Origin of the sequence: Bradyrhizobium sp. ORS 285, assembly GCF_900176205.1 — a bacterium.
Taxonomy (GTDB): Bacteria; Pseudomonadota; Alphaproteobacteria; order Rhizobiales; family Xanthobacteraceae; genus Bradyrhizobium.
The window spans coordinates 1468627-1492125 of record NZ_LT859959.1 but is presented as its reverse complement, the minus strand read 5'-3'; the positions used below and the strand labels follow the sequence as shown (position 1 = coordinate 1492125).

22 protein-coding genes are annotated in these 23499 nt (G+C 64.4%); 6 read left to right on the top strand and 16 right to left on the bottom strand.

Annotated features, from left to right (window positions below; translation table 11 throughout):
- Nucleotides 1–2: 2 nt before the first annotated feature.
- The 4 genes from pstC to BRAD285_RS06550 all read right to left on the bottom strand — a co-directional run bounded on the left by pstC (nt 3) and on the right by BRAD285_RS06550 (nt 4237).
- A complete protein-coding gene (pstC, locus tag BRAD285_RS06570; RefSeq protein WP_035648080.1) occupies nt 3–1001 on the bottom strand; it encodes a phosphate ABC transporter permease subunit PstC in 999 nt (332 codons plus the stop codon).
- Between the two features lie 91 nt (nt 1002–1092).
- A complete protein-coding gene (gene pstS / locus BRAD285_RS06565) occupies nt 1093–2103 on the bottom strand; it encodes a phosphate ABC transporter substrate-binding protein PstS (RefSeq protein WP_006614173.1) in 1011 nt (336 codons plus the stop codon).
- A 1287-nt stretch (nt 2104–3390) separates the two neighbouring features.
- On the bottom strand, nt 3391–3627 hold the full coding sequence (locus BRAD285_RS06555) for a helix-turn-helix transcriptional regulator (RefSeq protein ID WP_006614171.1): 237 nt from the start codon (nt 3625–3627) through the stop codon (nt 3391–3393).
- A gap of 16 nt (nt 3628–3643) precedes the next feature.
- Nucleotides 3644–4237 carry a DUF2975 domain-containing protein gene (locus BRAD285_RS06550; RefSeq protein WP_035648075.1) on the bottom strand — a complete coding sequence of 198 codons (594 nt, stop codon included), beginning with the start codon at nt 4235–4237 and terminating at the stop codon, nt 3644–3646.
- Nucleotides 4238–4429: 192 nt separating this feature from the next.
- Between BRAD285_RS06550 and BRAD285_RS06545 the strand changes: the two genes are divergently transcribed.
- On the top strand, nt 4430–6931 hold the full coding sequence (locus tag BRAD285_RS06545; protein ID WP_050886939.1) for an LPS-assembly protein LptD: 2502 nt from the start codon (nt 4430–4432) through the stop codon (nt 6929–6931).
- A 323-nt stretch (nt 6932–7254) separates the two neighbouring features.
- On the opposite strand, the gene BRAD285_RS06540 is transcribed toward BRAD285_RS06545, so the two are convergent.
- From BRAD285_RS06540 to BRAD285_RS06525, 4 genes are all read right to left on the bottom strand, one after another.
- Complete coding sequence (locus BRAD285_RS06540; protein ID WP_006614211.1) at nt 7255–8889, bottom strand: GMC family oxidoreductase; 1635 nt, start codon at nt 8887–8889, stop codon at nt 7255–7257.
- Between the two features lie 63 nt (nt 8890–8952).
- Nucleotides 8953–9546: a GNAT family N-acetyltransferase gene (locus BRAD285_RS06535; RefSeq protein ID WP_006614212.1), complete on the bottom strand. Its 594-nt coding sequence runs from the start codon at nt 9544–9546 to the stop codon at nt 8953–8955.
- 185 nt (nt 9547–9731) lie between these two features.
- Nucleotides 9732–10658: an SMP-30/gluconolactonase/LRE family protein gene (locus tag BRAD285_RS06530; RefSeq protein WP_006614213.1), complete on the bottom strand. Its 927-nt coding sequence runs from the start codon at nt 10656–10658 to the stop codon at nt 9732–9734.
- Between the two features lie 203 nt (nt 10659–10861).
- Nucleotides 10862–11221, bottom strand: a complete 360-nt coding sequence (locus tag BRAD285_RS06525; RefSeq protein WP_085962859.1) for a hypothetical protein — start codon at nt 11219–11221, stop codon at nt 10862–10864.
- 135 nt (nt 11222–11356) lie between these two features.
- Between BRAD285_RS06525 and BRAD285_RS06520 the strand changes: the two genes are divergently transcribed.
- Nucleotides 11357–11629: a hypothetical protein gene (locus tag BRAD285_RS06520; protein WP_006614215.1), complete on the top strand. Its 273-nt coding sequence runs from the start codon at nt 11357–11359 to the stop codon at nt 11627–11629.
- A gap of 23 nt (nt 11630–11652) precedes the next feature.
- Here BRAD285_RS06520 and BRAD285_RS06515 read toward each other — a convergent pair whose 3' ends face one another.
- The 3 genes from BRAD285_RS06515 to BRAD285_RS06505 all read right to left on the bottom strand — a co-directional run bounded on the left by BRAD285_RS06515 (nt 11653) and on the right by BRAD285_RS06505 (nt 13904).
- On the bottom strand, nt 11653–12129 hold the full coding sequence (locus BRAD285_RS06515; protein ID WP_006614216.1) for an HXXEE domain-containing protein: 477 nt from the start codon (nt 12127–12129) through the stop codon (nt 11653–11655).
- Nucleotides 12130–12458: 329 nt separating this feature from the next.
- A complete protein-coding gene (locus tag BRAD285_RS06510; RefSeq protein ID WP_006614217.1) occupies nt 12459–12893 on the bottom strand; it encodes a cupin domain-containing protein in 435 nt (144 codons plus the stop codon).
- 354 nt (nt 12894–13247) lie between these two features.
- Nucleotides 13248–13904 (bottom strand): glutathione S-transferase family protein, encoded by a 657-nt coding sequence (locus BRAD285_RS06505; RefSeq protein ID WP_006614218.1) that lies wholly within the window; start codon nt 13902–13904, stop codon nt 13248–13250.
- 194 nt (nt 13905–14098) lie between these two features.
- On the opposite strand from BRAD285_RS06505, the gene BRAD285_RS06500 reads away from it, so the two are divergent.
- Nucleotides 14099–15319: a polyhydroxyalkanoate depolymerase gene (locus BRAD285_RS06500; protein ID WP_006614219.1), complete on the top strand. Its 1221-nt coding sequence runs from the start codon at nt 14099–14101 to the stop codon at nt 15317–15319.
- Here BRAD285_RS06500 and BRAD285_RS06495 read toward each other — a convergent pair.
- Nucleotides 15309–16352, bottom strand: a complete 1044-nt coding sequence (locus BRAD285_RS06495) for an AraC family transcriptional regulator (protein WP_006614220.1) — start codon at nt 16350–16352, stop codon at nt 15309–15311. The genes BRAD285_RS06500 and BRAD285_RS06495 overlap by 11 nt on opposite strands.
- Nucleotides 16353–16485: 133 nt before the next feature.
- Here BRAD285_RS06495 and BRAD285_RS06490 point away from each other — a divergent pair, with 133 nt between their 5' ends.
- The 3 genes from BRAD285_RS06490 (at nt 16486) to BRAD285_RS06480 (ending at nt 19685) form a co-directional block, all read left to right on the top strand.
- Nucleotides 16486–16935, top strand: a complete 450-nt coding sequence (locus tag BRAD285_RS06490) for a cupin domain-containing protein (protein WP_006614221.1) — start codon at nt 16486–16488, stop codon at nt 16933–16935.
- A 272-nt stretch (nt 16936–17207) separates the two neighbouring features.
- The gene (locus tag BRAD285_RS06485) at nt 17208–18695 is read left to right on the top strand and encodes an NAD(P)/FAD-dependent oxidoreductase (protein WP_006614222.1); all 1488 of its coding nucleotides are present in this window, start codon (nt 17208–17210) and stop codon (nt 18693–18695) included.
- Nucleotides 18696–18890: 195 nt separating this feature from the next.
- A complete protein-coding gene (locus BRAD285_RS06480; RefSeq protein WP_006614223.1) occupies nt 18891–19685 on the top strand; it encodes a substrate-binding domain-containing protein in 795 nt (264 codons plus the stop codon).
- Between the two features lie 93 nt (nt 19686–19778).
- Here the strand turns inward: BRAD285_RS06480 and BRAD285_RS06475 are convergent, their stop codons facing one another.
- The 4 genes from BRAD285_RS06475 to BRAD285_RS06460 all read right to left on the bottom strand — a co-directional run bounded on the left by BRAD285_RS06475 (nt 19779) and on the right by BRAD285_RS06460 (nt 23459).
- On the bottom strand, nt 19779–20576 hold the full coding sequence (locus tag BRAD285_RS06475; protein WP_006614224.1) for a transporter substrate-binding domain-containing protein: 798 nt from the start codon (nt 20574–20576) through the stop codon (nt 19779–19781).
- A 164-nt stretch (nt 20577–20740) separates the two neighbouring features.
- Complete coding sequence (locus tag BRAD285_RS06470; protein ID WP_006614225.1) at nt 20741–20980, bottom strand: hypothetical protein; 240 nt, start codon at nt 20978–20980, stop codon at nt 20741–20743.
- A 138-nt stretch (nt 20981–21118) separates the two neighbouring features.
- Entirely contained in the window at nt 21119–22042 is a 924-nt protein-coding gene (locus BRAD285_RS06465) for a hypothetical protein (RefSeq protein ID WP_006614226.1), read from the bottom strand.
- A gap of 223 nt (nt 22043–22265) precedes the next feature.
- Entirely contained in the window at nt 22266–23459 is a 1194-nt protein-coding gene (locus BRAD285_RS06460) for an MFS transporter (protein ID WP_006614227.1), read from the bottom strand.
- Nucleotides 23460–23499: the final 40 nt, after the last annotated feature.

Genomic DNA, 23499 nt, shown 5'->3' with positions numbered 1-23499 from the left:
CTTTACTTTCCGGCCTTGGCATCGAGTCGCGCCAGCATCAGCCGGGCGCTCGCCAGCACGAAGAAGGTGAGGACGAACAGCAGCAGGCCGAGCAGGATCAGGCTGGACTGGTGCAGGCCGTCGCTCTCCTGGAATTCAGAGGCGATCGCGGCCGAGATCGTCGTGCCCGGCGCGAAGATCGAGGACGAGATCCGGAACGAGTTACCGATGATGAAGGTCACCGCCATGGTCTCGCCGAGCGCACGGCCCAGCGCCAGCATGACGCCGCCGATCACGCCGACCCTTGTGTAGGGGATGACGACGCTGCGCACGACCTCCCAGGTGGTGCAGCCGACGCCGTAGGCGGCTTCCTTGAGCACCGGCGGCACCGTCTTGAAGACGTCGACCGAGATCGAGGTGATGAAGGGCAGCACCATGATCGCCAGGATCAGCGAGGCGTTGAACAGGCTGAGATAGGACGGCGGCCCGGCAAAGATGTCCTGCAGCACGGGGATGTTGGCGCAGAGATTGATCATGAACGGCTGGAACGTGGTGGCCAGGAACGGGCCCAGCACGAAGAAGCCCCACATGCCGTAGATGATCGAGGGAATGCCGGCGAGCAGCTCGATGGCGAGGCCGATCGGGCGGCGCAGCCATTGCGGACACAGCTCAGTGAGAAAGATCGCGATGCCGAGTCCCACGGGAATTGCGATCAGCATCGCGATGAACGAGGTCACCAGCGTGCCGTAGATCGGGCCGAGCGCGCCGAGCACCGGCGGATCGGCCGAAGGCGCCCAGCGCTTGGTGAGGAGGAACTGGAAGCCATACTCCTTCATCGCCGGCCAGGCGCCGATGACGAGCGAGATGATGATGCCGCCGAGGATCAGCAGCACCGAGATCGCCGACAGGCGGGTGATCCAGTAGAAGGTGATATCGCCGAGCTTGAACGCGCTCAGCGCGCGGGCGCGATCATAGGGCCCTGCGGCAGCGGCGATGTCGCCGACCTCGCTCTCAACGGCCATCTCAGCCAAGTCCGCCCCCTGCTTCTTTGACACCATCATCACCTTGGACGAACCCTCTCCCGTTTCCGGGAGAGGGCAGGACGTGTTCAGATCAGCTCTTGATGTCGGCCGACCAGGTCTTCTCGATCAGCTTCACGACGCTGTCCGGCATCGGGATGTAGTCGAGCTCCTCGGCCATCTTGCCGCCCTTCTCGAACGACCACTTGAAGAACTTGATCGCCTCGGCGGAGGCCGCCTTGTCGGTCGGCTCCTTGTGCATCAGGATGAAGGTCGCGGCCGTCATCGGCCAGGACTTGTCGCCCTGCTGGTTGGCGAGGATCACGTAGTAGCCGGGAGCCTTGGCCCAGTCGGCATTCGCGGCGGCGGCCTGGAAGGCCTCGACGGTCGGCTGCACGGTCTTGCCGGCCTTGTTGACCATGCCGGTGTAGGTCAGCTTGTTCTGCTTGGCGTAGGCGTACTCGACATAGCCGATCGCGTTCTTGGTCTGGCTGATGTTGCCCGACACGCCCTCATTGCCCTTGGCGCCGACGCCGACCGGCCACTCGACCGCGGTGTTGAAGCCAACCTTGCTCTTCCAGTCGGCGCTCGCCTCGGAGAGGTAATAGGTGAAGTTGAAGGTCGTGCCTGAACCGTCGGAGCGGCGGACGACGGCGATCGCGTCGGAGGGCAGCTTGACGCTGGGGTTCAGCTTCTTGATCGCGGCGTCATCCCACTTGGTGATCTTGCCGAGATAGATGTTGGCGAGGGTCTCGCCGTCCAGCACCATCTCGCCCGGCTTCACGCCCTCGAGGTTGACGACCGGCACGATGCCGCCCATCACCATCGGCCACTGCACCAGGCCGTCCTTCTCGAGCTGCTCGGCCTTGAGCGGCGCGTCGGTGGCGCCGAAGGTCACGGTCTTGGCCTGGATCTGCTTGATGCCGCCGCCAGAACCGATCGACTGGTAGTTCAGACCGTTGCCGGTCTCCTTCTTGTAGGCGTCAGCCCACTTGGAATAGATCGGGAACGGAAACGTCGCGCCCGCGCCGGTGATGTCGGCAGCAAATGCCGACGTCGATGCGGCGACCAAGCCGGCAGCGACGAGTGCTTTGACGAAATTCATAGCTGGTCTCCATGCCTGGGGAAGCGAAGCGCCATATGCACCCGATTGCGCTTCCCGGGCCGCTTTAAGGGGCCTCGGTGTGGCTTTTATAAAGGTTCGATGACAGCTGGATGACAGTCGCATGCCATTGATAAATCGTGATTTTTCGATTTTCGTCCGAGGTTCTACGGTGGAAGAGGTGGTATCCTGAGGTGACTTCACCCAGTTGCTGAACGAGCAGCGCTCACGCCCGATGCGCGGTGATGAGAGATCGGCGGTCAGGCCTTGCGGCCCTGCAACAAAGCTCGATCGAGCCGCTCTCCGGATGCATTTGCAGTGCCCCCGCCCGCCCCTCACATTCAGTGTCGTCCCGGCCTTCGAGCCGGGACCCATAGCCACCGGCCGATGTAGGCGGGAGAGATCCATCCACCTGCGTGCCTCGAACATCTCCCCGGGGGTATGGGTCCCGGCTCGAGGCCGGGACGACAGCGGAGGTTTGGTTACAGCGGCAGCAACTCACGAGATATGACCTCGCGTTCCCGCGGCACGGCGTGCCCGGGGGATGCATCGATGATGTCCCTCCTGAAATACGAGAGGGCGCGGAGAAGGCCGGACCTCGGCTGAGGCCCGTGGCCCGCCTGCTGAAAAGAATGCAGGCGGCAGGTACCACGAGTACAGCCGGACAGACCCGGCCTTCCCCGCGCGAATGGAGTTACGGTGTCCTTCGTGCTCTCCCTGGGGATCGGCGTTCTTGCCCCCATCGCCCGCGCGTGCCGTCAAGCAACGACCACGGACTTGACCTCAGCGTCGAGAGGCCAGGACCACACGACTTCGCCGTCCGTGCCGGCCTGTGCTCGTCTGGCACAGCCGTCACGGCCATCGCAGCCCACCTCCACGATCGTGACGACGCGTTCGTCCCTCTGCTCGAGGCGGGTTGCCGAGATAAAAGCACAAATTCCGAAAAACAGCAATAGATTTATTTTTGCCGGAACGCCGAAACATGATCGTGACTGCGCTGGAAGCATGAGCGGGCTGAGCGACTGACGCCTCATTGGCCAGCGCAAGCGCGTCACGCCCGGCTGTCGTCCCCGCTGTCGCCCGGCCTTGAGCCGGGCCCCCTCTCCACCGGTTGATGTGGCCAGGTGAGATCGGTCTACACGCGTGCCCCAAAAAACTTCCTGGGGTTATGGGTCCCGGCTCAAGGCCGGGACGACAGCGGAGGACTTGGTCGACGCCTTCCGTCGCAGTGGCCGGGATGACAGCGGAGAGCTTGGCTCACACTTCCACCATGCCGCTGTTAGCCTGACGTCAGCCGGCGAGCCGCTGCGGCTCCTCGGCGCCGTCGGGCCTGTATTCGAGGATGTCGCCCGGCTGGCAGCGCAGCACCTCGCAGATCTTCTCCAGCGTATCGAAGCGGACGCCGCGCACCTTGCCGGATTTCAGCAGCGAGACGTTCTGCTCGGTGATGCCGATGCGCTCGGCGAGCTCCTTCGAGCGCATCTTGCGCTTGGCGAGCATGACATCGAGATTGACGATGATCGGCATGGGTCAACGATCTCGTTCAGATGATCTTGGCGTGGTCGTCGGCCAGCTCGGCCGCGGCCTTGAAGATTTGGGCGACGGCAATGACGAACAGGCAGAAGATGATCCAGAGCAGGTCGCTCGGCAGCACGGCTTGAAAGCTCCACAACGTGGTGGCCGAGACCTGGGCATGGCTGGTGAGAATCAACAGCGCCAGCCTGCGGAAGACGACACCCGACGCCATGGCGAGCAGGCCAGCCATGCCGACGCGATGCATCCAGACCGCGGCGTCGACGGTGAAGATCCGCCCCTGCAAATAAGTGCCGAACAGGCGCCAGATGCAGTAAGCGACGACGGCGTCGCAAACCAGCACGCTACTGTTCATCACGAACATCCAGTCGATCTGGGTCTGTGACAGACCCGTGAGATCGGCGCCCATGGCGCGCCCGAGGCCCTCGGCAAATTTGGCGTTGTCGGTATCCGACCAACTCCAGGCCATCTCGACCACGAGCCAGGCGACCCACAGCACCGCGGCCAGCCTGATCGCCCAGCAAACCCACGCGATCCGCCGGCGCAGCGCCGTCTGCCCCGCAGGCACGTCGTCGAACTCCGCGGCTGCCGTCATCACGCTCATCGTGGACTCCCGGGTCACAGGCCCGCGCTGAACGGCCGTCAGGAGGCCACGGGCTGCTTTACATTTTTATCGTAAAACGATAATTCAATCGCGTCAGTCAGCCAGCGCAGATTGCACAGGCACGCCGGAAAAGCCAACGACGATTCGGCATGCTGCGCTCATCTGCTGTTCATCCCGAGTTTGCGTGAATCCATGTCGAAGCGACCGATCGGGAGGGCCGGCCAAATTGAAGTCAACTCGTTTGCTGGCTTCCGGACGGCAGCTGGTGCGCTCCGCGTGAGGCGCGCGATCATCCGCGCCGCCCTTGCTCTGGGCGTCGCCACGTCCTGGGGTGTCCTGGCGCCGCATCCCGTCGCCGCACAGGGCTTCACCTACAATGCCGCTGCACCGAAGGCGCCGCGCCCGCGCATTCCCGACGACAACCAGATGCTGGTGCAGGCGACCACGGTCGAATACGACACCAAAAATGCGCGCGTGTCGGCGGTCGGCAATGTGCAGCTGTTCTACAACGGCTCTTCGGTCGAAGCCGACCGGGTGATCTACGATCAGACGACCAAGCGGCTGCATGCGGAAGGCCACATCCGCATGACCGATGCCGACGGCAAGATCACCTACGCCAACAGCCTGGATCTCTCCGACGACTATCGCGACGGCTTCGTCGATTCGCTGCGCGTCGAGACCGAGGACCAGACGCGGATGGCAGCGACGCGCGCCGACCGCTCAGGCGGCAAGACCACCGTGTTCGAGAACGGCGTCTACACCGCCTGCGCCGCGTGCAGGGACAATCCGAAGAAGCCGCCGCTGTGGCAGGTCAAGGGCGCGCGCATCATCCACGACCAGACCGAGAAGATGCTGTATTTCGAGAACGCGCAGCTCGAATTCTTCGGCGTTCCCCTGGCCTACGTGCCCTACTTCTCGACGCCGGATCCGACAGTGAAGCGCAAGAGCGGCTTCCTGATGCCGGGCTTCTCGCAGGCGAACGGTTACGGCATCGGCGTCGACCTGCCCTACTACTGGGCGATCGCCGGGGATTTTGACGCGACGTTCACGCCGCGCATCACCTCCAAACAGGGCGTGCTGGTGCAGACCGAATTCCGCCAGCGGCTTAGCAATGGCAGCTATCAGGTGCGGCTGTACGGCATCGACCAGCTGAACCGCAACGCGTTCGCCGGCCAGCCGGGCGACCGCCCATTCCGCGGCGGCATCGACACCAAGGGCCAGTTCGCACTGTCAGACAAATGGGTGTCCGGCTGGGACGGCATGCTGCTGTCGGACTACATGCTCCCGTCGGACTACCGGCTCGCGCAGTACCGCGATCCGTTCAACGCGTTCATGAGCCTGCCGACGGAGGCGATCTCGCAGCTATACCTGACCGGTGTCGGCAGCCGCAGCTTCTTCGATATCAGGGCGATGCACTATCTGAGCTTCTCGGGCAACCAGCAGACGGTGCCGATCGTCTATCCGGTGCTGGATTATTCGAACGTCCTCAACACTCCGGTGTTCGGCGGCGAGTTCAGCACCAAGGCCAACTTCGTCAATCTGAGCCGCGAACAGGCGGCGTTCGACCCGATCACGACGACGGCCAACACCAACGGCCTGTGCACGACGACGTCGGCTGATCCGCTGGCGCGGCTGCCGGCGCAGTGCCTGCTGCGCGCCATGCCTGGCACCTATACCAGGCTGTCCGCGCAGGCGCAGTGGCGCAAGTCGCTCACCGATCCCTATGGCCAGATCTGGACGCCATTCGCGATCCTGCGCGCCGACGCGATCAATGCCAACGTGACGGCACAGCCCGGCGTCGCCAACACACAAGGCGTCGGCAACTTCCTGCCGACCGGCGACACCCAGGCGCTGCGGCTGATGCCGACCGTCGGCCTGGAGTACCGCTATCCGCTCATCAACGTTCAGCCGTGGGGCACCACCATGATCGAGCCGATCGCGCAAATCATTATCCGGCCGAACGAGACCTCTGCCGGCCGGCTGCCGAACGAGGACGCCCAGAGCCTGGTGTTCGACGCGAGCAACCTGTTCAGTGTCGACAAGTTCTCCGGTGGCAGCCGCACCGAGGGCGGCGGCCGCGCCAATGTGGGCGCGCAGGCCACCACGCAGTTCGACCGCGGCGGCACGGTCAATGTGCTGTTCGGCCAGTCCACGCAGTTGTTCGGACTGAACTCCTACGACGTGCGGGACATGACCAACTCCGGCATCGGCTCCGGCCTGGACAAGACCGTGTCGGACTACGTGACGCGGGTCGATTATTCGCCGAACCGCACCTACGCCTTCAGCATGCGCAGCCGGCTCGACCAGCAGAGTCTCAACGTCCAGCGCTTCGAGGCCGAAGGGAAAGCCAATTTCGACCGCTGGTCGCTCGCTTTGACCTACGGCAACTACGCAGCCCAGCCGGCGGTCGGCGCCCTCAACCGGCGCGAGGGCCTGCTCGGCAACGGCTCGGTCAAGCTGGCGCAGAACTGGGTGGTGTCCGGCGGCGCGCGCTGGGACCTCGTCGCCAACAAGATGAACCAGTACATCGTCGGCGCCGGCTATGTCGACGACTGCTTCACCCTCGCCGCAAGCTACGTCACCTCGCTGAACACCGCCGTGGCCGGCAGCACGCCGCAGGTGAACCAGACCGTGATGCTGACACTCGGCCTGCGAACCATCGGCAATGTGTCGCTGCCGGTGCCGGTGAATTAGTTATTTGTCGCGATCTCCACGTGGCAGCGCAACCTCTATCGCCGCGGAAGATATAACCTCTCCCCGCCTTTTGCGGGGAGAGGTCGGATTGCGCAGCAATCCGGGTGAGGGGCATGGCACATAAGCGACCCGAGCATCGGTCTCTCGGACGCGCATGACGATTCACGTGGGCAGTAGCAGCACCGCCCGTGAGGCTGCCCCTCACCCCAGCCCTCTCCCCGTGAAGAACGGGGAGAGGGAGCGCACCGCCTGCTTCGCGACAGCTCGAATTCAACTGGCAGGAACGCGCGAGACAGAAACGCTGCACGGCTGAGTGCGTCCCCCTACGCCGACAGCCTCTCCGTCGTCGCGGCCTTGCCGAGGATCAAATCCGCGGCCTTGTCGCCGATCATCAGCGTCGCCGCATTCAGGTTCGCCGAGATCATGCGCGGCATGATCGAGGCGTCGGCGACGCGGAGGCCTTGCAGGCCGTGGACGCGGAGCTGGTCGTCGACGGTGGCCCAGGTGGAGTCGGCCGGGCCCATGCGGCAGGTGCAGCCGGGATGGAACGTCGTCGTGGCGCGCTGGATGGCGGCGGCGAGGAATTCGTCGTCGCTATTCACCTTCGGGCCCGGGAAATCCTCATACGCGTAGTACGGTGCGAGCGGTGCTGACGCCAGCAGCCGGCGAGCCAGCTTCATGCCGGCGACGATGACGCGGCGGTCGAGCTCGGCGGTGAGATAGTTGGTCTGGATGATCGGCTGGGCGAACGGATCGGCGGAGCGGATGCGGACATAACCGCGGCTCTCCGGACGCTGCTGCCACGAGGCGACCGTCATGCCGGGCTCGTCCTCGAGCTGGCCCTGTACGCCCTCCTTGTAGCTCGCGGGCGTGAAGGTGAGCTGCAGGTCGGAGCTCTCGGCGGTCTCGCCGGAATGCCAGAAGCAATAGACCATGGTCGGCGACAGCGACAGGATGCCCTTGCGCGTCATCGCCCATTTCAGCGCCTCGCCCCAGAGGTTGAGGCCGCGCGCGAGCTCGTTGATGGTCTTGATGTTCTTGACGCGCGCCACCGTGCGCGGCGCGTAGTGATCCTGCAGGCCCTCGCCGACGCTGCGGAGCGCGTGACGCACCTCGATGCCGTGCTCCTGCAACAGCTCGGGCGCGCCGATGCCGGAGAGCTGCAGCAGTTGCGGCGAGTTGTAGGTGCCGCCGGACAGGATCACCTCCTTGCGCGCGCGCACCTCGACCGGCACGCCGCCGCGCCCGCCACGGCTGTAGCGCACGCCCACCGCGCGCTTGCCTTCCAGCATGATGCTGGTGGCGTGGGCGTTGGTGCGGATCTCGACGTTCGGACGCTTGCTGGCGGGCTTCAGGAACGCTGTCGCCGAGGAGACGCGGCGGCCGTTCTGGATGGTGCGCTGGACATAGGACACGCCCTCCTGGATGGCGCCGTTGTAGTCGGGATTACGCGGAATGCCGAGCGAGACCGCGCCGTCCATGAAGGCCTCGCACAGCGTGTCCTTCCACTCCATGGTGGTGACATGGAGATTGCCGTCGCGGCCGCGATATTGCTCGTCGCCGGCGCCGATGCGCCTCTCCATGCGCCGGAAGTGCGGCAGCACGTCGGAATAGCTCCAGCCGCGATTGCCCATCTGCGCCCAGGTGTCGAAATCCTGGCTCTGGCCACGATTATAGACATGGCCGTTGATCGACGAGGAGCCGCCGAGCGTCTTGCCGCGCGGCGCATAGATGCTGCGGCCGTTGGTGTAGGGGCCAGGCTCCTGCTGGTAGCCCCAATTGATGCTCTTCATGTAGAAGGTCTTGATGAAGCCGGCCGGCAGATGGATGTAGGGGTGCCAGTCGCGGGGCCCCGCCTCGAGGACGCACACAGTCACCGACGGGTCCTCGCTGAGGCGGTTGGCGATCACGCAGCCGGCCGAGCCGGCGCCCACGATCACATAGTCGAAAATATCCATCTCGTCTGTCGTCCCGGTCTCGTCATGCCTGCCGCCCCAGGCGGCACGGCGGCCTTAGCGCGATCAGCGCGCCTTGTCATGCAGTTGATAATCGAGATGCGCCTTGACCGTCGGCCATTCCGCCGCGGTGATGCTGTAGACGACGGTATCCCGCAGGGTGCCGTTCGGCGCGATCTGGTGGCTGCGCAGGATGCCGTCCTGCTTGGCGCCGAGCCGCTCGATGGCGCGGCGGCTCTGGTGGTTGAAGAAATGCGTGCGGAACTCGACCGCGATGCAGTCCATCGCCTCGAACGCCTGCGCCAGCAGCAGCCGCTTGCACTGCGTGTTGAGCGCACTGCGCTGCACCCGCTTCGCATACCAGGTCGAGCCGATCTCGACGCGACGGTTGGCGGCATCGACGTTCATGTAGGTGGTCATGCCGGCCACCTTGCCGTCGGCATCGAGCACCGTGAACGGCAGCATGTGGCCTGTGGCAAACAGGCCGAGCCGGCGCTCGATCTCCTTGGCCATGGTCTCGGGTTTCGGAACTGCGGTGTACCAGAGAGTCCACAATTCGCCGTCGCTGACGGCCTCCACCAGCGCGTCGAGGTGGTCGGGCGAGAGCGGCACGAGGCTGGCGTGCGTGCCGCGAAGGGTGACCGGTTCGAGAAAGGGCATCAGAGGCTCCTTCCCCTCATCCTGAGGAGCAGCGCCCAAGCGCTGCGTCTCGAAGGATGAGGCCGTGCTGGGGCCTCATGGTTCGAGACGCGCCTGCGGCGCTCCTCACCATGAGGAGCAGTTTCGAGGGCATTTCAGCGAGCTGGTTATCACCGGCGTGCCCTGATGACGATGCCCAGCCGCACTCACTTGTTCAGAAAATTCAGCGGCAGCCCCGGCCGCGGCCAGTCCATCGCCACCAGTTCGCCCTTGCCGGACAGCGTGATGTACGCCGTCTTCAATTCCGGGCCGCCGAAGGCGATGTTGGTGGTGACGCGGTCGCCGGTCGGGATCTGCTCGACCAAGGAGCCATCCGGAGCGATGACGCTGATGCAGCCGGAGACGAGCGTCGCGACGCAGACATTGCCGTTGGCCTCGACCGCGAGCGAATCGAACATCTGGTAGCCGCCGAGGCCGCAGATCGGCCGGCCGCGTTCGCCGCGATAGATCACGTCGCGCGGCTTGACCGTGCCCGGCTCCGGCACGTCATAGGCCCATAGCCGCGCGGTCGGCGTCTCCGCGATGTAGACGGTCTTCTCGTCCGGCGACAGGCCGATGCCGTTGGCCGGCAGGATGCCATGCACGGCCTCGACGATGTCGCTCATGCCGGGCTTGAGATAATAGAACGCGCCGACATCCATGTCGCGGGCGCGGCGCTTGCCGAGGTCGGAGAACCACAGGCCGCCATGGCGATCGAACACGAGGTCGTTCGGCCCGCGCAGCTCGTGCTCGCCGCAACGGCTGACGACGGTCTCGACCTTGCCGCTCTGCAGATCGACCCGCTGGATCGAGCCGCCCTGATAATCCTCCGGCTGCGGGCCGGGCATGATCATCTTGCCGGTCGGAATCCAGGAGAAGCCGCCATTGTTGCAGATGTAGATCTTGCCGTCGGGCCCGAGCGCGGCACCGTTCGGCCCGCCCGGGATCTGCGCCACGATCTCCTTGCGGCCGTCGGGATGGACCCGCGTCAGGCGCCGACCGCGGATCTCGACCAGCACCACTGAGCCGTCGGGCATCACGACCGGCCCTTCCGGGAATTCCAGATCGGTGGCGAGCACGCGCATGTTGGACATCGGACGAACCTCCCGCTTGTCACGCCGCGATGCGGCGCATTGTTGTTATGCGGGCTGTTATCGCAAAGCCCGCCCCGCTTGCCAAGCAAGCGGCTCGGTGCGCGACCGCAGAGCAGCCCTGCTGCGACAGATGCTTGCAGCGCGTCGGCGCAAGTGGGCGCGGCTCAGCGGATCACCTGATCGTTCTTGCGCTGCGAGCGGGACTATTTGCCGCCCGGCTTGGCCGGCGCGGCGTCCTTGCTGGCCGGCGCATCGGCTTTCTTCTTCAGCTCGTCGGCGAGCTTCGCCTGTGACGCCTTGAGCTCGTCGATGACGCCCTGCTGCGCAATCAGCGCTGCCCTCAAAGCCTGGATCTGACGATTCGCTGCGTCGAGCTTCTGCTGCTGATCGAGCGACTGCTTGCTGATCGTCTTCTGCAGAAAATCAATGTTGCTCTGCAGACATGACGTCCGGCGATCCATGGCCTTTTCTGCCGTGCAGATCTCGAGACCAGGGATGTCTTGCGCATGCACGACAGAGCACAACGATATTGCGAGCACGCTCGCGACCGCGACAATTCGCATCACAATTTTCTCATTGACTTGCCAAACACATGATTTTGCATGGAACTGACGGTGTTTTCTGATCGATACCATACTGAGACCTCATTCGCGCATTGATGTTCCGGGCTGGGGCCCGTTTTTAGGGAGATGGACAGAATGGCTACGCGCGAAAAACGGCTGGCGCAATTCGACGGCAGCGGTGAGCCGCCGCCCGGACAGACCGTCGAGGTGCTGTGCGAAGATCACAGCGGCACCTATCAGTTGCCGTTCCCCTGTTTCTACATTGATGGCAAATGGCACAACAAGGAATCCGGCGGCGCGCTCGAAGCCACCGTGATCGGCTGGCGTTTTCCGCGCTCGCGTTATGACGAGCGCAGTGGACGCCGTCCCCAGCCGAGCTTCGTTGCCGATCGCGCTTCGTCTTATTGATCCCACCGGGCCCTGAGTTCGACTCAGGGCCGGTCTTGCCGAAAATATGGTTTCGAACGCAAATTGAGCATGACGACGGGATAGGCCATCAGCAAGGCGCCGACGAGAACAGCCACAGCAGCCGTCCCGCCGTCGAGCGCCCCGTCACTCCAAGCCCGCCACCACATCGCGATCGCCACCGGAAAAAACAGAATCACGGCCGTGGCGAGTCCGGGCGAGAATCGGCCGCCGCTCCGCAGAAACGGCAGCACGTGAAAGAACACCGCGTTGATGATCATCAGCGCGGCATAGGCGAGCGGTGCGAGCGGCCACGTCGCGGCCAGCTCCGCCTGCACCGCACCGAGCACGACGACCAGCGCGTTGGTCACATAGAAGTCGCTCCACTCGACCGGCAGCTTCATCACCGCCCGCGCCCAATTGCGCCAATCGAAGGTGTATTCCTCGAGAATGTGCGCGCCATAGGCGGCCAGGGCCAGCCAGGCCAGTGTGGTCAATGTCATGATCGATCTCCCATGCGCGCGGTGTAGCGGCACGGAATGAATCGGCAAAGAGGCCCGGGAGACGGTTTGATGTGGAATCGCCTGCCGCGATCGACTCCAGTGGTGTGTCAAAACGCGACGGCGCTCGGCCGCCGCCTTAATTTCTGGAACGCGCCCTGAACGAATCGCGTCCGAATCGGACGGGCCGCCATGTCCACAGCTGTTCACGCCTAGATGTCGGCGCACCGCTGCATAACCCACGACATGATGAGACGGTGCATCCGACCACAGGGCGCGACCGGAGGCCAAACGTTAACTGACGGCGGCCAGGGTGATGTGATGCGGGCTCGTCAGGTCCAGGGCGTGACCGGCGGCACCTTGTCGGTCGCCGGCGGCATCTCGACCGTCTTGAAGTCGGCCGGGCTGACGATCTCCATATATTCCATGTCAGGGGAATAATCGTAGAGGTAGTGAACGATCCCCGGCCGCTGGTGCACGACGTCGCCCGCCTTCACCAGGGTCGGCTTGTCCTCATACATGAAGCGGGCCCAGCCCTTCATCATGATCACGATCTGGAAATCGCAGTCGTGGCGATGCCAGCCGGTGCCGTCGACGGGCGGACAATCCGGGTTGGCTTTGACGAGATGGCAGATCACCTGGCCGCCGGTGGCGTCGGCAATTCCGAGATCGCGGTAGAGGAAGAAGTCGCGCAGGCCACCGCCCTTGTAGTCGGTGTCTTCAGGCTTCACGTGCGAGAACTTGGTCACCACAGCATGCTGGTTCATGACGGCCTCCACCGGTTGATCGCGGCTTCGGCAACCGTCCCGGCCGATCGATTGGCCACGCCGGCCACCAAGCCCGAAAGTCCGTTGTGCTATGCGAAAACTACGCCACGCCTTGCAGCGCGGCGCGCAATCGATCGCTCGGTGCGGCACGCCAAGCCGAACTAATTGATAACAGGTGGGTTTTGCGACAAGGGCATCGGCGGCCGGTGCGGTGACGACGCGCCAAATCTTGCGCGACAAAGGCGTTCACCCGGCTTGAAATTGGGCAGCATTTGCCCGAGTCGTGAGCGGCTCTCATGCCGGTGGACAGCGTGGAGCTTAGCCTAAAGCCTCCGGCCGTAGTTCGCGACGCAGTTAGTACTCGACCTCGAGCTCCTCGATTTCCTCCGGCTCGGACTTGGCCGCCGCGATCCATTCCTGCATCTCGGGCATCGCCATGATCAGGTCGGCATAGGCCTTGAGCTGCGGCTCGAGCTTGACGTCATAGGTGACGAAGCGCGTCACGACAGGCGCATACATCGCATCCGCCATCCCGCGTTGCTGGCCGAACAGGAACGGGCCGCCGGACTTGTCCAGGCAGTCGCGCCAGATCGCCCAGATGCGGTCGATGTCGGCCTGCGCGCGGGTCCAGACCTTGAAGCCGGGGAAACGACCTTTGAGATTGACCGGCAGCGAGGCGCGCAAGGTGGCGAAGCCGGAATGGATTTCGCCTGATATCGAGCGGCAATGTGCACGCGCGATGCGGTCCGTCGGCAGCAGGCCGGCCTGCGGGAAGGTCTCGTTGAGGTATTCCGCGATGGCCAGCGTATCCCAGATCGTCGCGCCGTCGTGCCGCAGGCAGGGCACCAGGATCGACGATGACAGCAGCAGAATCTCGGCGCGCGCGGAGGCATCGTCCGGGCCGACGATCACCTCGTCGAAATCGAGCCCGGCGAACCTGGCGAGCAGCCAGCCGCGCAGCGACCATGACGAGTAATTCTTGCTGCTGATCGTCAACGTCGCTTTGCTCATCTCGCCCTACCCCTTTGTCGTCTCTCGTTCGGGTCCGCGCAGCCGCAATGGGCTGCGGTAGCTCGCGCGGAGCCGGATACTCCAGTGATTTCAGTTGATTTCATTCAGCAAGCGACATGCCAGTTTTTCAGGCAAGACTCAGCCGCTCTGGCTCCGATATTGCATAGGTCAATATCTGTAACGGATCGGACCCGATGGCGCTGCTTTACCAAGCCTATCAGAACCACATGGATTTGACCGAGCCCTGGCGCCAGGGCGCAGCGGCCGCCATGCGCTATCTCAACCTGATCCCGTCAGGCCTCTCCAGCCGCGCCATGCGGCGCGTGTCGGCGGCATTCGAACTGATCTCGCGCTCGGCCCTGACCTATGCGCGGCCGGCCTACGGCATCGACAGCGTGATGGTCGGCAATCGCGAGCTCGGTGTCACCGAGGAGGTGACGTTCAAGACCCCGTTCGGCTCGCTCCTGCACTTCAAGAAGGACGGCGCTGCGGACCAGCCCAAGGTGTTGCTGGTCGCCCCGATGTCCGGACACTTCGCCACGCTGTTGCGCGGTACGGTGAAGACGCTGCTGCAGGACCACGACGTCTACATCACGGACTGGCACAATCCCCGCGATATCCCCCGTGACCAGGGCCGCTTTGGACTGGAAGATTATACCGATCATCTCATCACGTTTCTCGGCCAGCTCGGACCACGGCCGCACATGGTCGCGATCTGCCAGCCCTCGGTCTCGGCCTTGGCCGCGACCGCCGTGATGTGCGAGGGCAACCACCCGTCCCGACCGGCGACGCTGACCTTAATGGCCGGACCGATCGACACGCGGATACAGCCGACCAAAGTCAACGAGTTCGCCAAGAGCAAGCCGATCGACTGGTTCGAAGACAATCTGATCCACTACGTGCCCTTCCAATGCAGGGGTGCGTTCCGGAAAGTGTATCCGGGCTTCGTGCAGCTCACGGCCTTCGTCTCGATGAATCTCGAGCGCCACGTCAAGCAGCACATGGATCTCGCCGATCATCTCGCCAAGGGCGAGGTCGACAAGGCCGAGACCATCAAGACGTTCTATGACGAATACTTCGCCGTCATGGACCTCCCGGCGGAGTTCTACATCGAGACCGTGCGCGACGTCTTCCAGGAGCATCTGCTGCCGCAAGGCAAGCTCATGCATCGCGGCAATCCGGTCGATCCCAAGGCCGTCAGACGCATCGGGCTCATGACCGTCGAAGGCGAGCGGGACGATATCTGCTCGATCGGCCAGACGCTCTCAGCACAGGACATCTGCACCAATGTGCGCGCCTATCGCCGCGTCCATCACATGCAGGCCGGCGTCGGACATTACGGCGTTTTCAGCGGCAAGAAGTGGAATAACGAGATCTATCCGCTGCTGCGCGACTTCGTCCACGTCAATTCGTGAAGCGGCCGCGCTGCACGCGTTGCAGCGTCGCTGACGGTGGCTCACCGAACTTGTCACGATAGGCGCCCGCCATCCGCCCGAGATGGGTGAAGCCGAGCTCGAAGGCGAGGTCGATGATGCGGGCCTCAGGAGAGGCCGTCAGCAACTGCGCATTCAGCCGGGCCAGCCGGATGTCGAGCAGCATGTCCGAGATCGACATGCCGAAATGGCGGCGGAAGCCGCCCTGCAGCGCGCGGATGCCGACACCTGCGGCCGCTGCGAGCTCCGAGAGATCGAGCGGCTCCGTGGCCTGCGCGGCGAGCAGATCGCGGGCGCGGCGAACAGCCTTGGGCAGCGCGTCGCTCTTTCCGGAATGGAGCCTGATCGCCTCCGAGAGCCCGCCGCTCGGCTGCTGGAACAGGATGTCCAACAGCGTCTCGCGCCAATCGGCGGCGGCGACGGCCGACAGCCTCCCCTCCCCCGCGAGGCTTTCTGCAAGCTCGGCGAGCGCGAGCATGTGCGCCCGCAGCCGCGAACCACGCTCCGCAGACAAAGCGATCGCGGGATCGAACTCGATGGGCTGCACCGAGCGGCCCGAGAGCGCCGCCGCGCGCTGCTCGACCATCCGGCGATCGAGCAGCAGGATCAGCTGGGCGCAATTGTCCCACACCATGCGCGTCGGCATCGTCGGCGACAACAAGGAGGCCGCGCTATTCGGCTCCGTCGCCACCTCGCGCGAAGCCGTGTGGACGCTTGCTGCTCCTGCGAATGGCAGTTGAACCAGGAAGAAGCGATCGAGGCAGCCGGGATCAATCGTGACCACGCCGCCATATTCGACGTAGTTGATGGAGAAGCCGTCAAATGCCGCGCAATTATGCAGCGCGAGGAAATCGCGCGCAGTTTCTGCCTTGGGCTGCAGCCCATGCGGACAGAAGATGCGGCCTATTTGTTCAGCGGCCTCATCGACATCGTGCGTTGCAACACGGCGATAGGCGGCGAGCCGCGGCAAGGCGGCTCCCTTCCAACTACGATCAGCGGCTGCGTCGGCAGTCATGGCTCACATCGTCTGTCGAAATCGTTTGAAACCTATAATAATTAGCAACTGGCGTCGAGGGATTCGTTTTCTGGATAGACACCGCGCCGCGATCTGCTCGATCCTCCCTGCGTGTGCAGCAAGGAGATCCGCCATGACCACACTGGAAAAAGGCATCACGCCCGCCGGCACCGGCTATGCCGGCAAGACCTGGAACATCCTGGGTCAGCTCTATTTCCCCAAGGCCGTCACCGACTCCACCTTCGCGTTCGAGACCAACAGCGATCCCGGACAGTTCGTCCCGGTTCACGTCCATCCCACCCAGGATGAGTTCATCCTGGTGCAGGAGGGCGTGCTCGATCTCAAGCTCGACGGCGTCTGGGTGAAGGCGCATGCCGGCGATCTCGTGCGCATGCCGCGCGGCATTCCGCATGGCTACTTCAACAAGTCGGACAAGCCGGCGAAGGCGCTGTTCTGGGTGTCGCCGATGCAGAAGCTCGAGGCGCTGTTCAACATGCTGGACAATCTGGCAGACCCCGCAGAAGTCGTGCGGATCTCCGCCGAGCACGAGGTCAACTTCCTGCCGCCTGAGGCCAACGACTAGGCGACGACGTCGGGCCCCACAAGCTCATCACTGCAGCGTAGCGCGCCGTGAGTGCGATCGGTGCTGCACGCCTCGCCGAATGAGCGGGGGATTGGCTTGAACGATTTCTGACCGGCGAGAGCGGTCTCGCCGCGTCCGACGCTGGCCTATCCATCGTCGCATACAGCGGTCGCGCCGGGCGACCTTCGTCATCATCACGTTCTCAGCGAGCTCTTGCAGCGCGGCCGGTCAAGGCTGTCCGCACGCGGCTTCGCTCGACAACAGGAGGTCCCATGATCACTCGAAAGAACGTCTGCGTGATCGGCGCCGGTGTCTCCGGCCTCGCCGCAGCCAAGGCATTCAACGCCCGCGGCCACAATGTCACCATCATCGAGCGCAGCGCCGACCTTGGCGGCGTCTGGGAGCCGGCACGCTCCTATCCTGACGTGCAGACGCAGAGCCCCAAGGAGCTCTATCGCTACACCGACAAGGCCATGCCCGACAGCTATCCGCAGTGGCCCAGGGGACCGCAGGTCTACGCCTACCTGGCTGACTACGCGAGGAGCCACGACCTGACGCGACTGATGCGGCTGAACACCACGGTGCTGTCGATGCAACGGCGTGCCGACGGCAAGCCAGGCTGGACGCTCGATCTGAAGACCGGCGATCACACCGGCCGTGAAGAGTTCGATTTCGTCGCCGTGTGCACCGGCCAGTTCAACGAGCCGCAGACATTGTCGCTTCCTGGTGAGGATGAGTTCAGGGCGGCTGGCGGCACCATCCTGCACTCTTCGAAATACAACGATCCCAGCTTTGCCAAGGGCCGCAATGTCGTCGTGCTCGGCGGCTCGAAGTCAGCCACCGATATCGCAGTCAACGCCGTGCGCTCCGGCGCACGCTCGGTGACCATCGTGTTTCGCGAGCCGGTGTGGCGCATCCCCTATTTCATCGGCGGCCTCATCAACTTCAAGCGCATCCTCTACATTCGCGCGCAGGAGCAGATGTTCGCGAGTTGGGGCATCGGCCCGCTCTCCCGCCTCGCTCACCTTCTCGCCAAGCCGCTGGTGTGGGCCAATTGGCGTGGCCTGGAGAGCCTCCTCAAGGCACAGCTCAAGCTCGCCCAATGCAACATGGTGCCCAAGGAGCGGATCGAGGAAGGGGTCAACTGCTCGGTGCCGATCGCGACGCCCGACTTCTTCCCGATGGTGGCCGACGGCCGGATCAAGGCGGTGCTGGGCACCTTCGATCACTACGAGGCGAATACGATCGTCGCCAGCAACGGCGAGCGCATTGCGGCCGATGTCGCCGTCCTCGCCATTGGCTACAAGCTCGGCGTCCCCTTCCTCTCCGAGGCCGACCGCGCCAAGCTGGTCGATCCCGACGGGCAGTATCGCCTGTACCGGCTGATCGCCAATCCGGACCTGCCCGACATGGGCTTCGTCGGCTTCAACTCCAGTTTCTGCACGGTGCTCTGCGCCGATATGGCGGCGCATTGGCTGGTGCGCTACGCAGACAAGCAGCTCGCGCATCAGCCGAGCGAGCGCGAGATGCGCGACAACATCGAGATGATGCTGCACTTCAAGCGGGTCGAACGTCCGGCCGCGGGCGTCTATGGCGGACTCTGCGTTGCGCCTTATCACTTCAAGCATTTCGACGAGCTGCTGGCCGACATCGGCGCGAAGCGGCGGAAGCGAAATCTCGTGGCAGAAATGTTCACGCCTCCCGACGCGGACGCCTATGGCGACTTCCTGGCGTCGGCCCCGTCCTACCAGGCGAGTTGATCGGCAGAACCGGTCGACGCGTTCGCCGCACTGCAAACACGGCGACGCCACAAGCATGGCGAATGATGGTGGCAAGAGCGGGGCCCCCGCGGAGCTCGCAGTCGCGCGGCCCTGCGCGTCCGAGGCTGGTCTTCCCGGCAAGGCCGCGCTATCCAGGGCGCCCTCCGCTTTGAGCGGTCCGCCCGGAGCCTGCCTATGACAATCACGACCCGTCTCCGCACCCTTGGCCTTGCCGCCTCGGCCGCCATCCTCGTCACCACTGCAGCTCAAGCCGCCGACATCCATGTGATGATCTCAGGCGGCATGACCGCTGCCTTCAAATCCCTGGTGCCGGAGTTCGAGCGGCGCTCCGGCCACAAGGTCAGCATCGCCTATGGCCCATCGATGGGAACGACGGCGAACGCGATTCCGGTTCGCCTCGAGCGCGGCGAGCCCGCGGACGTGCTGATCATGGTCGGCTACGCACTGAGCGATCTCACCACCAAGGGTAAAGTGATGCCCGACAGCTATGTCGAGCTCGCCAACTCGCCGATCGGCGTCGCCGTCAAGTCCGGAACGCCCCACCCCGATATCTCGAATGCCGACGCGGTGAAGCGCATGCTGATCGCCGCGAAGACCATCGCCTATTCGGACAGCGCCAGCGGCGTCTACGTCTCGACCGAGATGTTCGACAAGCTCGGCATCAGGGAGGAGATGAAGGGCAAGGCGCGGATGATTCCGGCAACCCCGGTCGGCGAGATCGTGGCGCAGGGCGAGGCCGAGATCGGCTTCCAGCAGATCAGCGAACTCAAGCCGGTGCACGGCATCGACATCGTCGGCCCGCTGCCGGCAGGCTTGCAGAAGATCACCGTGTTCTCGGCAGGCATCGCCACCAACGCCAAGGAGCCGGAGGCCGGCAAGGCGCTGATCCATTTCCTGCAGTCACCGGATGCGCGCAAGACGATTACGGAGAGCGGGCTGGATCCGATCGTCAGGAGGTCGCCGAACTAATTGGCGTGCGTCGAGGTCTGGAACGAAAGACTCTCCCTCGCGGGTACGCGGGGAGAGTTCAATCGTGGAGTTAACTGAAGGAGGCCGACACCCTCACTGCGTGAGCAGCGTCGACTCGCTGAGATTGTTGGCGCCGTAGGCCTTCTTGAGCATGCCGTTCGCCTTGGCCTCGGTCATGAACTTGGTCACAAACGCCAGCGACTGCGGATGCTTCAGCGGGACCGCGACCGCGGTGTCGGTCTTCTTGAAGGTCTCTGCGAGCACCTTTGTGCCGGGGATCTGCTTGGCGATGAGGTTCAATTGATCGCGCGCCAAAGCCACCGCATCGATCTCGCCGGCGCTCAGCAGCGCGTAGACCTCCTCATAGGATTTGAAGCCGGTGATGGTCGCCTTCTTGAGGAACGCCTTTGCGCCCCGCATGACCGTCGTGTCGTTGATGGCGCCGATCTCGTGGCCCGCCTGATCGAGCGCCGCGATGTTGGCAGCGTCGAGACCGGAGCGAATGATGAAGGTGGTCTCGACCGAATCATAGACGGGTCCAAACGAGACCTTGGTCTCGCGCTCCGCGTCCTTCGGCATGAACGCCACATCCCAGGTGCCCTTCCCGGCTTCATCCGTGATCGCATTGGAATTCGGATGCTCGACGAACTCGACGGGCACGCCGACCTGCGCGGCCATGGCCTTGCCGAGCTCGACCGGCACGCCGGCATAGCCGCTGTCGGACTTGACGCACCAGAATGCGCCGCCCGCCGGACCAACCGCGATGGCGACGCGGAGCTTGCCGGTCGACGCGATCTCTTCCTTCAAGCCGGCTGCGAATGCCGTGTTGCCGATAACCGTGACTACCGCAGCTGCCAGGGCTGCATCACGCAGCCAGCGCCAGAACGCCATGGCCCTCTCCCATCGAATTGCAAGTGGATACAGACCGCACCTTGCCGGGAGCACCGTTAAATACAGCTTACCTTGCTTATGCAAAGCAGCATGCGGCGCGTAAAACTCTCGCGCCGCAATTAACGATTCGAATAATGCGATACCGAATACTTATTAAGCGCAGCTTAAACGCAGCGGCGCACCCACACACCGTTCACCAGCACGGTGCGGCAGGCGGCCGTCGCAGCCGCCACCGGCGGCTTGCGGACGACCACGGCGCCGCCCGCGCCGGCACAGCCAGCGCGGACGACACCGCGTGCGCAGACGACGGCATTGGCGTCCGAGATTGATACGAAGGGCATCAAGGCCAGGACGAAAAGGCCGCACAGGGTGGAAAGAACGATACGTGAAAGAATGGCGCGCATGTCGAACTCCTGATGATCATTCGTTAGTAAAATATCCACCCTGTTCGAAATCTGCCGAGCGCGCCTGACCTTGGCAACTGTGACAATTTGGGTGGATTGAAGCTGCGGCTTCGTCGGTTCGCATTTGCGCAGACCCCGTTACCGATTGACGGCAAACTCCGCCAGCATGCCCTTGCAGCTCGGCGACAGCGCGCTCGCATTGGCCGCCAGGCACTGCGCGATCCGGCCGCCGCCTGCGTCGACGCCGCTGCAGAACGCGCGCGCATCTGCGCCGCACGCGGCCCTGACGATGCGCAGCTCCTCCAAGGGGCGCAGCGGACGCAGCACCATGGCAGGAGCCGCGGGCGCCGCGGCCGGTGTCGCCGCGGGGGGCGCCACAGGCACAGCCGCGACGGCCGCGCTTTTTGCCGCTGGAGTCGCAGCTCCGCCTGCAATCGCCTGAGCGCAGGATGCTGATACCCTAGCCTTGTTCTGCTCCAGACATTGCAGCGCCGCCGAGCCGCCCGGCGGCACGCTGCTGCAGACCTTGCGATAGTCCGCGCTACAGGCGCTGCGGATCGCCGCGACCTGCGCCTCGCTCGGCTTTGCGGCCGGCGCCGCCACGGCCGGCTTGGCCGGCTCTGGCTTGATGGGCTCCGGCTTGGCCGGCTCAGGTTTTGCGACCGCGACAGCCTGAGGCGGAGCAGCCGCCGGTGCCGGCTGCGCGACCGCCTTCGGCGGCTCGGCCGGCGGGCTTGCTTCGGCGGCGACCGGCTTGCTCGCTGCGGGCGGCGGTGGGGCCGCCGGCTTCGCCTCCGCAGCCGGCTTCGCCTCCGCAGCCGGCTCGAGCGCCTTCACCGCTGTCTGACACGATGACGACAGGCTCGCCATGTTCTTCTGCAGACACTGGAACGCCGCGGCGCCGCCCGGCGTCACGCTGGAGCATTTCGACATGTAGTCCGACCGGCAGGCCGACTTGATCGCATTGCGTTGCGCATCGGTCTGCGCCAGCGCCTGCGTCGCAGCGAATCCTGTCGCCGCCGCCAGACCTAAAGCGAGCATCCATCCGAAGCGATTGATCATGGGTCGATCCTCAATGGCATTGGGTTTGAATTCATGTCGCCGACGCAACGTTTCGCGTGACGCTCGATTTGAAATTGTCAGTATGTCGTCGCGCAAAACGCTGCGCTGACGATCAGGATTTGGCAACTGGGAAAAAATGGGTGGATTGGCTGAAGCAACCTTTTTCGGCTTCGGCTGTGCGTGACGTCTCCTTCTGATTGATCGTTGTCGTCTCCCGAGCTCGTCATTCGGCCGGCGCCTCCCGTAACGCGGGCCGCGCTGCCGGAAGCTCCGGCGGCAGGATCAGCGCGGCGATAACAGCGACCAGCGCCAGCGCGGCGAAGGCCTGCAGCATGGTGACGAAACCGCCGCGCTCGTAAAGCCAGGCGACGAGGCCGACCGAGGCGCCGGCCGCGGTGAAGCCGACGAAATAGCGCACGGCATAGGCGCGCGAGCGCCATTCCTCGGCGGTGTATTTGCCGACCATGGCGTCGTTCACCGTGACCTGCCCGAATGCGCCCATGACAATGCCGATCGAGGCTGCGATCAGCGCCCAATCGCGCGCGTCGGCCGCGAGATAGAGCAGCGGCGCCAGCACCAGTGACAGCGGCAGCGCGACCGCCTTCAGCGTGTGGCGATCGAGCAAGCGTCCGATCGTGTACTGCGTCATCGCACCGAACACGTAGACACCAGCGACGATCACGCCGAGCAGCGCCGGGCTCTGCGTCAGTCCCGCCAGCCGCTCCGCAAACAACTTTGGCAGCGCAACGGTGATCGCGTTGAACGTGGTGGAGATCGCGATCACCACCAGCAGCAGCGCCAGCACCACGCGCCACATCTGCTCGCGCGCGACGCGGGCCTGCGCCGCCGCCTGCTTCGAGCCGCGGCGATCCTCATGCGCCACCAGCATCGCGAAGACCACGCCGATGCCGATCGTGATCACCCCGGGCACGATGAAGGCGAAGCGCCAGCCGAGATATTGCCCGACGACGCCGGTGACGAGCGCCGACGAGGCGACGCCGAGATTGCCGAACACGCCGTTCAACCCCATGTCGCGGCCGAGCCGGTCGGCATAGGACACCAGCATCGCGGTTCCCACCGGATGATAGATCGAGGCGAACAGGCCGATCGCGAACAGCGCTGCGCCGAGCTGCCACGGCGTCTGCACCAGGCCGACCGAGATCATCGACAGCCCGATGCCGAGATAGAAGATCAGCATCATGTGTCGCCGGCTCCAGCGATCGCCGAGCCAGCCGGTCACCAGCGCGCCGGCGCCGAAGGCGATGAAGCCCGGCGTCGCATAGGGCAGCAGGTCGGCATAGGCCATGCCGAGCGCGGGGCCCATGATGATGACCGCGGCCGCGAAGATCAGCATCGCATAATGGTCGATGAAATGGGCCGCGTTGACGAAGCCGATGACGCGGCGGGGAGTGTTCATGAGCGGATCCTCGATTCCCGGATAATTCGGTTATACTGGC

What these genes read in the sequence shown, in the direction of transcription:
- BRAD285_RS06530 (WP_006614213.1), bottom strand. Translation starts at nt 10,658, where the DNA reads ATGTCCAACATGCGCGTGCTCGCCACCGATCTGGAATTCCCGGAAGGG.
- pstS (WP_006614173.1), bottom strand. Translation starts at nt 2,103, where the DNA reads ATGAATTTCGTCAAAGCACTCGTCGCTGCCGGCTTGGTCGCCGCATCG.
- BRAD285_RS06470 (WP_006614225.1), bottom strand. Translation starts at nt 20,980, where the DNA reads ATGCGCGCCATTCTTTCACGTATCGTTCTTTCCACCCTGTGCGGCCTT.
- BRAD285_RS06495 (WP_006614220.1), bottom strand. Translation starts at nt 16,352, where the DNA reads ATGACTGCCGACGCAGCCGCTGATCGTAGTTGGAAGGGAGCCGCCTTG.
- BRAD285_RS06505 (WP_006614218.1), bottom strand. Translation starts at nt 13,904, where the DNA reads ATGAGCAAAGCGACGTTGACGATCAGCAGCAAGAATTACTCGTCATGG.
- BRAD285_RS06515 (WP_006614216.1), bottom strand. Translation starts at nt 12,129, where the DNA reads ATGACATTGACCACACTGGCCTGGCTGGCCCTGGCCGCCTATGGCGCG.
- BRAD285_RS06475 (WP_006614224.1), bottom strand. Translation starts at nt 20,576, where the DNA reads ATGGCGTTCTGGCGCTGGCTGCGTGATGCAGCCCTGGCAGCTGCGGTA.
- BRAD285_RS06540 (WP_006614211.1), bottom strand. Translation starts at nt 8,889, where the DNA reads ATGGATATTTTCGACTATGTGATCGTGGGCGCCGGCTCGGCCGGCTGC.
- BRAD285_RS06525 (WP_085962859.1), bottom strand. Translation starts at nt 11,221, where the DNA reads ATGCGAATTGTCGCGGTCGCGAGCGTGCTCGCAATATCGTTGTGCTCT.
- BRAD285_RS06465 (WP_006614226.1), bottom strand. Translation starts at nt 22,042, where the DNA reads ATGATCAATCGCTTCGGATGGATGCTCGCTTTAGGTCTGGCGGCGGCG.
- BRAD285_RS06480 (WP_006614223.1), top strand. Translation starts at nt 18,891, where the DNA reads ATGACAATCACGACCCGTCTCCGCACCCTTGGCCTTGCCGCCTCGGCC.
- BRAD285_RS06520 (WP_006614215.1), top strand. Translation starts at nt 11,357, where the DNA reads ATGGCTACGCGCGAAAAACGGCTGGCGCAATTCGACGGCAGCGGTGAG.
- pstC (WP_035648080.1), bottom strand. Translation starts at nt 1,001, where the DNA reads ATGGCCGTTGAGAGCGAGGTCGGCGACATCGCCGCTGCCGCAGGGCCC.
- BRAD285_RS06535 (WP_006614212.1), bottom strand. Translation starts at nt 9,546, where the DNA reads ATGCCCTTTCTCGAACCGGTCACCCTTCGCGGCACGCACGCCAGCCTC.
- BRAD285_RS06460 (WP_006614227.1), bottom strand. Translation starts at nt 23,459, where the DNA reads ATGAACACTCCCCGCCGCGTCATCGGCTTCGTCAACGCGGCCCATTTC.
- BRAD285_RS06500 (WP_006614219.1), top strand. Translation starts at nt 14,099, where the DNA reads ATGGCGCTGCTTTACCAAGCCTATCAGAACCACATGGATTTGACCGAG.
- BRAD285_RS06485 (WP_006614222.1), top strand. Translation starts at nt 17,208, where the DNA reads ATGATCACTCGAAAGAACGTCTGCGTGATCGGCGCCGGTGTCTCCGGC.
- BRAD285_RS06550 (WP_035648075.1), bottom strand. Translation starts at nt 4,237, where the DNA reads ATGAGCGTGATGACGGCAGCCGCGGAGTTCGACGACGTGCCTGCGGGG.
- BRAD285_RS06545 (WP_050886939.1), top strand. Translation starts at nt 4,430, where the DNA reads ATGTCGAAGCGACCGATCGGGAGGGCCGGCCAAATTGAAGTCAACTCG.
- BRAD285_RS06490 (WP_006614221.1), top strand. Translation starts at nt 16,486, where the DNA reads ATGACCACACTGGAAAAAGGCATCACGCCCGCCGGCACCGGCTATGCC.
- BRAD285_RS06555 (WP_006614171.1), bottom strand. Translation starts at nt 3,627, where the DNA reads ATGCCGATCATCGTCAATCTCGATGTCATGCTCGCCAAGCGCAAGATG.
- BRAD285_RS06510 (WP_006614217.1), bottom strand. Translation starts at nt 12,893, where the DNA reads ATGAACCAGCATGCTGTGGTGACCAAGTTCTCGCACGTGAAGCCTGAA.